8 protein-coding genes are annotated in these 11,097 nt (G+C 41.6%); all 8 read left to right on the top strand.

The features are described 5' to 3' along the window. Positions 1-8: 8 nt before the first annotated feature. The 8 genes from HRU80_08975 to HRU80_09010 all read left to right on the top strand — a co-directional run bounded on the left by HRU80_08975 (position 9) and on the right by HRU80_09010 (position 11,089). A complete protein-coding gene (locus HRU80_08975) occupies positions 9-1,445 on the top strand; it encodes a DUF4159 domain-containing protein (protein ID QOJ29004.1) in 1,437 nt (478 codons plus the stop codon). Beyond that, complete coding sequence (locus HRU80_08980; GenBank protein QOJ29005.1) at positions 1,442-2,038, top strand: hypothetical protein; 597 nt, start codon at positions 1,442-1,444, stop codon at positions 2,036-2,038. Before HRU80_08975 ends, HRU80_08980 begins: the two co-directional genes overlap by 4 nt. Positions 2,039-2,050: 12 nt before the next feature. Beyond that, positions 2,051-2,455: a hypothetical protein gene (locus HRU80_08985; GenBank protein QOJ29006.1), complete on the top strand. Its 405-nt coding sequence runs from the start codon at positions 2,051-2,053 to the stop codon at positions 2,453-2,455. Positions 2,456-2,467: 12 nt separating this feature from the next. Next, positions 2,468-5,236, top strand: a complete 2,769-nt coding sequence (locus HRU80_08990; protein QOJ29007.1) for a T9SS type A sorting domain-containing protein — start codon at positions 2,468-2,470, stop codon at positions 5,234-5,236. 210 nt (positions 5,237-5,446) lie between these two features. Further along, positions 5,447-5,806, top strand: a complete 360-nt coding sequence (locus HRU80_08995) for an STAS domain-containing protein (GenBank protein ID QOJ29008.1) — start codon at positions 5,447-5,449, stop codon at positions 5,804-5,806. Positions 5,807-5,826: 20 nt separating this feature from the next. Then, a complete protein-coding gene (locus HRU80_09000) occupies positions 5,827-6,993 on the top strand; it encodes a SpoIIE family protein phosphatase (GenBank protein QOJ29009.1) in 1,167 nt (388 codons plus the stop codon). A 14-nt stretch (positions 6,994-7,007) separates the two neighbouring features. Continuing rightward, positions 7,008-8,747, top strand: a complete 1,740-nt coding sequence (locus tag HRU80_09005; protein QOJ29010.1) for a HAMP domain-containing protein — start codon at positions 7,008-7,010, stop codon at positions 8,745-8,747. 20 nt (positions 8,748-8,767) lie between these two features. Then, positions 8,768-11,089, top strand: coding sequence for a FecR domain-containing protein (locus HRU80_09010; protein QOJ29011.1), 2,322 nt, complete (start codon positions 8,768-8,770; stop codon positions 11,087-11,089). Positions 11,090-11,097 lie beyond the last annotated feature (8 nt).

The following is an 11,097-nucleotide window of genomic DNA, read 5'->3' on the forward strand; positions in this document are numbered from 1 at the left end:
ATATATCAATGAAAAGAATTTTACTGATGACTGTGTTGCTGCTCCCTATGGCGGGCTGCAATTCGGTATTTGAATATATCTTTCTTCCACCGGGAAGGACTGAACTTACCGTAGTTCCTGATGCAGATGCCATTGCGGCACTGGCAGATTCAGGTTACTCAATCAGCCCGTCCGGTGATGCTATTGTTTATGACGCACGTACCTGGAAGTTTGAAATAAAATATGTCACTGATTATCAGCTGAATACTTTTGAATTCCCTCAGGAGTCGGATGATTTTGAATTTTCAGCGAATCCTTATACCTACGGCAACTGGATAGATCCTGAAAAGGGATACACGCCAAAAAGATTCAGTGTTTTCCAGGTTACTATATTCAATTATTCAGGCGCTAAACTGAATTATGACCCTGAACTTTCCATGCTGCTTTCTGACAGAGGAGATAAATTTGAAGCCTATGCCCGTGAAAAGAAGAACGCCAAAAATCTGAGCATAGAAGAATATTACCAGAAATTGAAAGGTACATCCGGTTCTGATGAAGAAATTTTTGAAACCAGAATGGGTATTGCCCGCCGTACGATGCTTTATTTCGGAAAGCCGGTATATAAGGGTGACAGCCGCGATGGTTTAGTGGTATTTGATCCCGTGGTTGACGAAGTTGAACGGTTAAAGATTGATGTGAAAAAGTTCATAACTGCTTATGATGAGAATAATGAACCGTCTGAATTTAAGGATATGGTATTTTATTTTAAGCAGGTACCTTATGAACGTCCGCAGAGTGCCGGGCAGTCAGATTCAGATACTTCAAAATCAGGAAAGAAATCCGTAAAGATAAGCCAGATCATCTACACCTCTCAGGGAGGTGCACTGACGTATGATCCGCCATGGAATCCGGTGCCGAGGGCTATGAATCAGATCGTTGCATATATAGACCGGAATATGCCGACCAATTCAAGGGCATATTCGGGCACTTTCAGTGACCCCAATGTGCAGGAGTCAAAGATTGCATTTCTCCTCGCTAACGGTCAGAAGCCTGAATTCATGCAGACATTTGTGGACGGTTGTGCTGAATATCTCAGTTCAGGAGGATTTCTGTTCATTGATAATGCTCATTTTAAGAATGAATATCCATTCGCTCAGTATTACGAAACGTTCCTGAAAGATGTTCAGTCTTCAATAGGTTCTTCGGCGGAAATCAGAAATATTCCGATGACGCATGAGATATTTAACGTCCCTAACAAGTTTGATGTTCTTCCCCAGGGTATTGATGAGGTAACTCCCGGTTTTCAGAAGACAACCGTTCTGAGGGGATTATTCATTGATAAACGGCTTGCTGCAGTGCTTTCTCCGAAAGGATATACAACACTATGGGCAGAGCAGGGTGCCGGCTATGATTTTGCCGGATATTACGAATTTGCAGTCAATATATTCAACTATGTGTTAAAATGATGAAATTGAATTCTTTCTACGCATTTTTGCTGGCAATGCTGCTGATATTTACTCAGCAGAATTTATTTGCACAGCAGTCACTTGCATATAAAACCTCCCCCTCTTACGAAAAGTCTGCGGGCTGGCTTGACTGGTCTGACAGGGAAGTTCGTGCTGCCTGGCTTTCTGCTATCATCCCGGGTGCCGGACAAACTTTTCTCGGGCATGATTATAAAGGTGCGGGTTTAACCCTCGGTTTTTATGGCAGTCTGTTAACGGCCATTCTGGCAGAAAACAACTTCCATGCCCGTCAGGACAGAATAAAAACTCTGACTAATGATTATAACGGTGCTGGTAATTACAATCTGGCCAATTACTACTGGGATCAGATTCAGTTCGAAAAAGGGAACCGGGATAATGATGTAAAGAGAAGAGACCTATTTATTCTGGTTACTGCCGCAGTTTATATTTACAATATGGTGGATATTCTCTACCTTACCGAGGATAAAGGAGGTGTAGGGTTTACCTTTGCTCCCGATTTCAAGGATGTTGAAGGTGTGAACGGCGTTACATCTCTTTATAGTGGTATTGCTCTTAAGATAAATCTTCCCTAACTTTTAATGACGATGAAAAAATTTATAGTATTCTTACCCTTATTTCTGGTATTGCTGGTTTCGGGCTGTGACGCTCCTGAAGCAGTGGTTGAACCAACGCATTTTACCCGGGTCCCGGTTCCCATAAATCTGGCGGCAATTACTGATACAACGGAAACAGGAAAAATTAAAGTGACGCTTACCTGGGGGGTCCCCTCAACACAAAATTTGCGAAACTTTGAGGTTTATCGCACAACCCTAGCAAAAACAAACCGTTATTTCCCCCTGATTCCGACTACCACAACTACCACGTTTGTTGATTCATTCTCAGTTACTTTTACCGATACTTTTAAGGTTTATTATTATATTACCCCTACCGGTGAAGACCGGTTTATCGGGCGTAATTCTGATACTTTATATGTTCCAATAACTAAATAACCGGAGGCTTACATGCTCAAAAAGATACCGTTTATTGCTTTCCTTCTGGTTCTTCTGGCAATACCTGCCAAAGAAGCAGAAGCGCAGCAATTACTTGACAGTGCTGATGTGCTGTATTTTGACAATACATCAGACAATAATGTGGGTACCACGGGTACATTAATGAATGACCCCACATACCGCGAATTTCCTCCTACTGTTCCGATTACACCGGGTGCAAATGATGGATTCTATTCGAATAACTCATCAATTTATCTCGGCGGTAATCATAGAAGAGCCAGCAGATTTGGTTCTGGCAATAATACCGGCGCACGTGCTCAGTATTATGCATCTCTTCAGACTTCAGATCATTATCTGATTTATCATCACATGAACTCAGGAAATGCAACCAAAAATGCATATGTTACATTCCAGAGATTCGGTGAAGGAACAATCGCAGATTCTTTCAGATATGATATGTCGCTTAATAATACTCCTGATGGCTGGGGCTCATGGGTTCCCCTCGGAATTATTGAGGCATTCGCTGCGGATAGTTCGATCACAGTTGAAATTGGTCTTGACTCATTGGGTTCAAATACCCTCCGTGTGGATGGTCTTGCTTTTGTAAGAAGCAGAAAAGCCGGCCCTGATATTGAGTTTGGTGCCCGCCGTTTCTCAAGAGTATTCACCAATCCTGCACAGGAAACCACTCTGGTACACAATTTTTATAGTGACCGTTCACTTCTTGGTTTCCCTGAAACCACCTTTAAGTATGGTTTCTATTCTGAAAAAGTTGTGCCAATCTATAACCTTGGCAGCCAGACCCTTACAGTTACAGGTTATGTTGCACAGACAACCCGTTACTCAGTCACAACTGCTTTCCCGATAAACATTCCTCCTGGAGGAAAAGCAAACATTACTGTTCGCTTCTCTCCTCTTGGTGAAGAAACCACATACGACACTCTGAAAATCCTCAGCAATGATGCTGAAGAACCGGAAGCTCTGCTGCCATGTATCGGTACGGGTATTAATTATAACTTTATTCTTAATGCAAGTACAACCGGCGGCGAACCTCACTGGAACGTGCCTAACAATAGCGGTACATCCTCAACACTCGGTACATTCCTGAATTCCACTCCTTCACCTTATCCATATCCAATACCAGGCGGTAATATCGGATCCATTGTGAACACCGGTTCAGATCCTAATATCGCAGTATACTATGGATTCCAGGTCCCGGATACACTCTCAGGAAAATACTTCCTTGAATATTCAGGTCCGCTCGGATCATCAAATGCTGCCCAGCAGGTAACAGCAGACATTGTAACTCCGTTCTATTTGAATCCGGATCCTGCACTGGGTGATACTCAGCGCGTTGTATTTAACTCCAGAATTTCTGGCGTTTTCTGGGGCAGATTAGGCGGAAACACCGTCTTCGAACTTAATGGCGGCGGTCCGACTGCAGTAAGATTCACCAACCCGCTTCAGGGTGGTACTGAACTTTTACGTGCTGACCTTCTCCGCATAAGATTAGTGCCTATTGCTCCGACTGTTTCAACAAGTCTGGATCCTACCAGATTGCTTAACTTCGGTTCAGTATCTATCTATGATTCAATTCGTCTGCAGCAGTTCAATTTCCAGAGAAACTTTATAATTGGCTCAAACGGAGAAACTCCGCTGCGCGTTGATACTATTTACATGAAGAATGGCACTCAGTATAGCATCGCTAATCTTCCGACATTCCCGATTACTTTGCCGGCTATTGACGGTGAATATAATCTATTAATCAACTTCCTGCCGGATGAAATCATTAGTTATTCTGATACAATCTTTATCAAAACCAATGACCCTGTTGATACTCTTGTGGCTGTCAGACTGGCAGGGCAGGGTGTAGGTACCGGTATTCTCGTTGATGACACTGATCCAACGACTTACATCTTCCCGACAGAAGTTCAGGAATGGACAGGCGCTCCGGATCCGCTCAACATGGACAAATGGTATCGCATTACCGGAAGCGGTGGTGCTAACCAGAACCGTCTGATCAAGTATATCTATTTCAACCCGATTAACGGAACCGAAACAGTTGAATGGTTCCCATACATCCCGTTCAAACCGGGCAGCACAACAAATGAAATTGACAGCTTTGACGTATTTGTTCAGCTCCCGACAAGTTCTTCAATTTCATCTCCGATGGCTAAATATTTAGTTCATCACCTCGGCTTTAACAGCCCTGATACCATTTATGTTAACCAGAATGGTACAGCAAATGGCGGCCAGGTTGGAGCATCAGGAAGAGTCCTTCTTGGAAGATTCCAGTTCCTCCGCGGCGGTCAGGATTATCATAATTCAGGTACCGTATTCGGTTATGTACAGCTCCTCAATGATACTGCCGCTGTTAGCTGGTATTACAGAGACAGCGTTGAAAACGTTGCAAAGAGAGATTCATTCGTACTGCGTGCGGATGCAATTATTCTTGAGCAGGCAGGTAATCCGCTTGTTATTACCGATCCGAGCCTGATTCCGGATGAGTTTGCACTCAGCCAGAACTTCCCGAATCCGTTCAACCCGACCACTCAGATTCGCTTCAGTCTGCCAATGGACAGTGATGTAAGTCTGAAAATCTATGACATGCTTGGCAGGGAAGTTGCAACCCTGGTCAGGGGTGATCATAAGGCTGGTTACTATACTGTTGAATGGAACGGACGTAATGATTACGGAGTCCCCGTTTCGAGCGGAATGTACATTTACCGCATAAAAGCCGGTAACTTTGTACAGACCAAAAAAATGATGATGATGAAATAATTTTCATTTTTTCAAAAAGCCGCCCCGGACCGGGGCGGCTTTTTTTTTGAGTTTTTCCCATGATTTTTATAAAAATCAAGGGTTTTTTCTTAAATTCTATCTGATTTTATTGTGTTTTCTGCCTAACCGGAAGAATATAACGCCAGTTATTCTCAACGGATTAGGTCTATTTGCAGGTTGTTAATAAGGTGGAAGTTTCAGAATATGACTATGTCAGCACTTTTATATGATATCAGAAGGCCTGGAAGCAGGCTGCTTATTGTAACTCCACAGGGATCCAGGGCTACCCTTCATGACGCCGGTTCATTCAGAGATATGATACTCGAAGAAATCGGAAACGGATGCAGAATACTTATCATCAATTTTGAGAAGGTTGATTTTATTGATTCTACATTTATGGGTGCTTTGGTTGTCGGGTGGAAAAAAATTACTTCGTTAAACGGTTCGCTTGTCCTGACGAATCTGAATGACAAAATGAAGGATACATTTAACCTTACACAGCTTGATAAGAAGCTTACCATTGCTGAAACCGTGGCAGAAGCACTCCTGCTGTTTAAAGCTAAAGAATAATTTATATAGTAAAGGTTATTATGATACCGCCGAAGATACTTGTAGTTGATGATGAACCGGATCTGGAAATTCTTATGAAACAGAATTTCAGGCGGAGAATCCGTGCGGGGGAGCTTGATTTTGTTTTTGCTCAGAATGGTTTTCAGGCACTTGACCGCCTGAAGGAACATCCGGATGTTTCCATGGTTCTATCCGACATTAATATGCCGGAGATGGACGGTTTAACACTTCTTGACAGGGTTAGTGAAAAATACCCTCTGATCAGAACTGTTATCGTATCAGCATATGGTGACATGAAAAATCTCCGTACCGCGATGAATAACGGGGCATTCGATTTTGTGAATAAGCCGATTGATTTTACCGATCTTGAAGCCACGGTTACCAAAACGCTCAATGAAATACAGAATCTGAAAAACGCTGAACAGAATAAACAGAAACTGCAGTCAGTACAGCGTGAACTGCAGATTGGCCAGACCATTCAGAAGAGTTTTCTTCCCTCATATATACCGAAAGCAGAGGGGTGGGATTTAGCAAAGGTATTTACGCCCGCAAAAGAAGTAGCCGGTGATTTTTTTGATGTTTATGAATTACCGACACCAAATAAAATCGGGTTCGTGGTAGCTGATGTTTGCGGGAAAGGCGTTGGCCCTGCTCTTTTTATGACTCTTATCAGGAGTCTGATGAGGGCGTTTGGTGAATTTGGATCATTCACCGAAAAGGAAGCAGAAAAAACCATAACTCTGACGCATAACTACGTGATTCGTAACCATGAATCAGCTAATATGTTTGCGACTGTTTTTATCGGTACGCTTGATACCGTTACCGGTAAAGTTGAATACGTAAATTGCGGACATAATCCGCCCTACGTCATAAGAAATAATAAGATTATCGCTGAACTCGAAATTACTGATCCTGTTGTCGGGTTATTTCCAAACGATGAGTTCCATACTAATGAAATTACTTTAGAGCCGGGGGACTCACTCTTCCTGTTTACTGATGGTGTAACCGATATCATCAATCCGCAGAATGAACTTTTTGGTGATGAGCGTTTGCGTTCATTTTTGGAAAAGGATATCGTTTCTGCTGAAGACACCCTGAAACAGCTTAATGCTGCTCTTTATGAGCATATGCAGACCGCTGATCAGTTTGATGATATAACGATGTTAATGATCAAAAGAAACAAATAAACCGGTAAATCAGTATGAAATTTAATTTACGCAACAAACTGCTGTTTTTTTCAGCAATGATTGCAATCCTGCCGCTTATTGTGGCCGGATATTTTATGATAAGCATCACCCAGGATGAGCTAAAGAGCGCAGCAAATGATGAGCTCAGCACAACCGCTGATCAGCTTGCCAAAGAGATTGATAATTCATACACAGATTCCTGGGTAGCGCCCCTTGTCCTTATTAAAAACGCTCTCGAAAGTGATCAGCTCGGACTCGAAGAAACAGTCTCTTTAATTACCGGCACGAAAAATCTCACCGATATAATCGCCATGCAGATCACCGTGGAGGGAGCTAATCCTGCATTAATTACACAGGATGAGATCAGCGCAAGGTTGTCAGAGAAAAATCTTTCTGCGTCAGATATTTTATTACTCGAAACTGATAAAATCAGGGAACTGCTTGACGGCAAAGATTTCTTTTCCGGTGATCTCATTTATCAGAAAGAGGCTGATCTTTGGATGCTGAAGATCATCTTTAAATTAAAAAAGAAATTATTTGGCAGAGAAACATATTTCTCAGCAATCATAAACCTTGACAGAATTAAACAGAGATTCCTTGAACATCCGTTTACCAAGACTGGTGAGATTACTCTGATTGACAAAAACGGATCAAAACTTTTTGATCCCCAGAGAAAAGTACTTACTGATTACAAAGTGGTATCATCAGCACTCTCCTTTCTTAAAACAGGAACCCGTGCAATTGGTGTTGAACCATACACCCGCCCTGATGGGACAGCCATACTCGGCGCCTTTTCATTTCCTCTGAACCTTGATTTTGCAGTAATCTCCGAAAGAAGAGAATCAGATGCTTATCTGGCTGTTACAAAAATGTTTCAGAGTCTGTTAATCTGGGTAACTCTGGGACTCGGATTGGCAAGTTTCGGCGCAATTATTCTGGCACTGACGATTACCAGACCAATTATTAAAATCGGAGAAGTAGTTCAGGAAGTCGGAAAAGGTATTTTTTCTCTGCGGGTGCCTCCCATTAAATCAAAAGATGAGGTTAGCGAACTCGGACTCAGAATTAACGCGATGATCGAGGGTCTGCGTGAAAGATTTGAACTACAGAAGTTTGTATCCGGTCAGACCATTAATGCAATTAAGGAACAGACTGAGGGAATTAAACTAGGTGGTGAAAGAAAAACTGCGACTGTATTCTTTTCAGATATTCGCGGTTTTACTGCATTCTCTGAAAAAGTTCAGCCAGAAAAAGTTATTGAAATGCTCAATACATTCCTTAAAGCTCAGGCTGAAATCGTAAAAAAATATAACGGTGATATTGATAAGTTTGTTGGAGATGAACTGGTTGCAGTCTTTCAGGGGAAAAGAATGGTGGAAAATGCCGTACTTGCATCAGTGGAAATTCATGAAAAAATAAAAGAACTTAACGCACTCCGCTCAGAGGGTTCGATTGCGATAGGTATAGGTATCAATACGGGAGAAATGGTTATGGGTGCAATGGGAAGTGAGGAGCGTATGGACTATACAATCCTGGGAGATAATGTAAACCTCGGAGCCAGACTCTGCTCTGCTGCTTCCCCTTATCAGACAATTCTTTCTGAAAAATCCTTTGAGTATATAAAAGATACCGGTTGGATTCATACTCAGAAACTTGAGCCGCTTAAGGTCAAGGGAAAAGAAAAGCCGATTACGATATATGAAGTTACGGGAATAGATTTTAACAGTAAACCACAAAATCTGACCATGGCCTGATGAAAAGCCGGGCAGGGTTTATGTTTTTTATTCTTTGGTTCGTTCTGTCTTCTTTCTTATTCAGTCAGAATAAAGAAGGTACAACTGTAACTGTCAAAAAAGGCCAGAGTATCAGGGATCTAGCCAAAGAATATCTTGATGATGCAGATTTGTGGGGCGAAATTCTTAAGCTTAACAACTTAAAGAATATCACTGATGTTAAACCCGGTATGACTCTTGTTATACCATCCTCAGCGGTTGCATCGGCCGGCAGAGAAATTAAGAATGCGCAGAAAAAGATTCAGGAAGCCACGGCTTTAGGAGCCAAACTATTCGCTCCTGAAATTATCGCCGAGGCAATTAAATTGATGGATGATGCACTTGCGAAAAAGAAGCGGAGTGACTGGAACGGGGCCGTGCAGAGCGCATTAAAATCAATTGAGTTTTCAGCCAAAGCAATTGATGAATCAAAGAAAAAGAATAATGTACAGACCCAGGCAGTGTTAAGCCAGAAAATGGGTAATGTGCAGGGGAGGGGTAATAATGATCTTATCTGGATAGACACACCTATTAAATCCCAGCTAAGTGAAGGACAGAAGGTTAGAACCCTCTCGCAGTCATTCGCAGAAATTTCATTTAAGGACGCAAGTAAATTGGTCATGAACGCTAACTCACAGGCGATTATTCAGAAAATGAGAAAAAGCGTTCTTGAGAATAAGCAGGAATCTAAAGTAAGTCTGGTTGAGGGAGACATATATGCTCTTCTTTCTGGCAACAAAAAGAAAAAAATCAGTGTTGATATAAACGGTGTTGAAGCAAAAATTAATGCTGACAGGTTCTGGTTCAATAAAACCGGCAACAGTCTTAAAGTAGCAAGCTACGGCGGCAGCATTGAACTCTACCAGAATGGTAAAACCATTATTATCGGGGAAAATAAAGGAACCATTATCGGAACCAATACAACCAAGAGTGATGATGCTGAATTGCTTCCGGCAACTTCATTAAAATCTCCAGCGCAGAATACTACTGTCTTTAAGTCTGATATTAAAAATGAAATCAACTTTAGCTGGGACGCTGTTCCGGGGGCACAGAGATACTGGCTTGAGATCGCAAATGAAAATTCAAGTTTCACTGATCTGATATTTAGTCAGGATAACATCGGAATTAACGAGTTCAGGATATATGATGTAAAGAATGACGGAGTATATTATTGGCGAATAACTCCGATTGATAAAGACGGATTTCCAGGCCAGAGAAGCATACCCCGCGTTTTTAAGGTAATAACGGATAATTCTGCTCCCTATTTGTCAGTATTTTCACCTCTGCCCGGTGAAATTCTGAAAACAGACAAGATTACGATTTCAGGAGAAACAGAGAATTTTGTTGAACTTACTATTAACGACGAGAAAACCAGCGTTGACTCTTCAGGCAAGTTTTCTAAGTCCTTTGTACTTAAGCCAGGTCCGAACAATGTTGTTTTTTCTCTTAAAGATCTTGCCGCAAATACTGACACTGTTATCAGAACGTTTTACTATGCTCCTCCGAAAAAACCACGGCTATATTTAAATAATGATATTTCAGAATCTGACAAATCAGAATTTCTTACCAATCTTCTTGAGTTTCCGCTCTCCGGACGGACCGATTCATTATCTCAGATTTTGGTATTTGACGCAGAAGGCAATATTACCTGCAGAACTATGTCAGATTCAATCACAGGTAATTTTGGTGTAATTGTTCCCTTAAAACCTGGCAATAATACCTTTACGTTACTGATTTCGACTCACCTTCGTGATACTTTGAAATATCCTTTTTCAGTATTTTCAGATATTATTCCCCCCGTTATCAGTTATTTGGATGAAATCCCCAGTATCTCGCTCAGTGAAGAGCTCAGTCTTAATGTAAAAGTTGATGATGCTGAGGTTATATATCTCAATGGCAGCAGCAGAAAAATATCATCCCGGACTTTTACCGAGAAAATTACGCTTGCTAACGGCTATAATTACATAAATCTGACTGCCTTTGATAAAGCCGGCAACAGATCCACCCTTGAGAAGATAGTCTTGTTTGATAATGCTTTACCGGAAAAGGTTACCTTAAATTTTCTGCCTCAGAATGCGGCACCCGATCTCTTCTTCCAGGTAAATGTATCCGTTGACCGGGTTTCGCATGAAACAAGAAGAACTGCATTATATGAATACGCAATCGGGGATCGTACCTACTCAGGTATTTTGCGTTTCTCTGAAGTTACTAAGAAATTCACCGATTCATTTTTTATTCCATATGATTATTCAGGAAAAATTCGTATCACAAAGATTACGTTTCAGAATTCATCAGGTCTGACTAAAGATTTTACCTTTAACTAACAATGAGA

The sequence above is a fragment of the Ignavibacteriales bacterium genome (assembly GCA_015709675.1).
Classification (GTDB): domain Bacteria; phylum Bacteroidota; class Ignavibacteria; order Ignavibacteriales; family Ignavibacteriaceae; genus H2-BAC3.

Bases quoted from the DNA above. Each gene is read 5' to 3' on its own strand.
- HRU80_08975 (QOJ29004.1), top strand. From the start codon at position 9: ATGAAAAGAATTTTACTGATGACTGTGTTGCTGCTCCCTATGGCGGGC.
- HRU80_08980 (QOJ29005.1), top strand. From the start codon at position 1,442: ATGATGAAATTGAATTCTTTCTACGCATTTTTGCTGGCAATGCTGCTG.
- HRU80_08985 (QOJ29006.1), top strand. From the start codon at position 2,051: ATGAAAAAATTTATAGTATTCTTACCCTTATTTCTGGTATTGCTGGTT.
- HRU80_08990 (QOJ29007.1), top strand. From the start codon at position 2,468: ATGCTCAAAAAGATACCGTTTATTGCTTTCCTTCTGGTTCTTCTGGCA.
- HRU80_08995 (QOJ29008.1), top strand. From the start codon at position 5,447: ATGTCAGCACTTTTATATGATATCAGAAGGCCTGGAAGCAGGCTGCTT.
- HRU80_09000 (QOJ29009.1), top strand. From the start codon at position 5,827: ATGATACCGCCGAAGATACTTGTAGTTGATGATGAACCGGATCTGGAA.
- HRU80_09005 (QOJ29010.1), top strand. From the start codon at position 7,008: ATGAAATTTAATTTACGCAACAAACTGCTGTTTTTTTCAGCAATGATT.
- HRU80_09010 (QOJ29011.1), top strand. From the start codon at position 8,768: ATGTTTTTTATTCTTTGGTTCGTTCTGTCTTCTTTCTTATTCAGTCAG.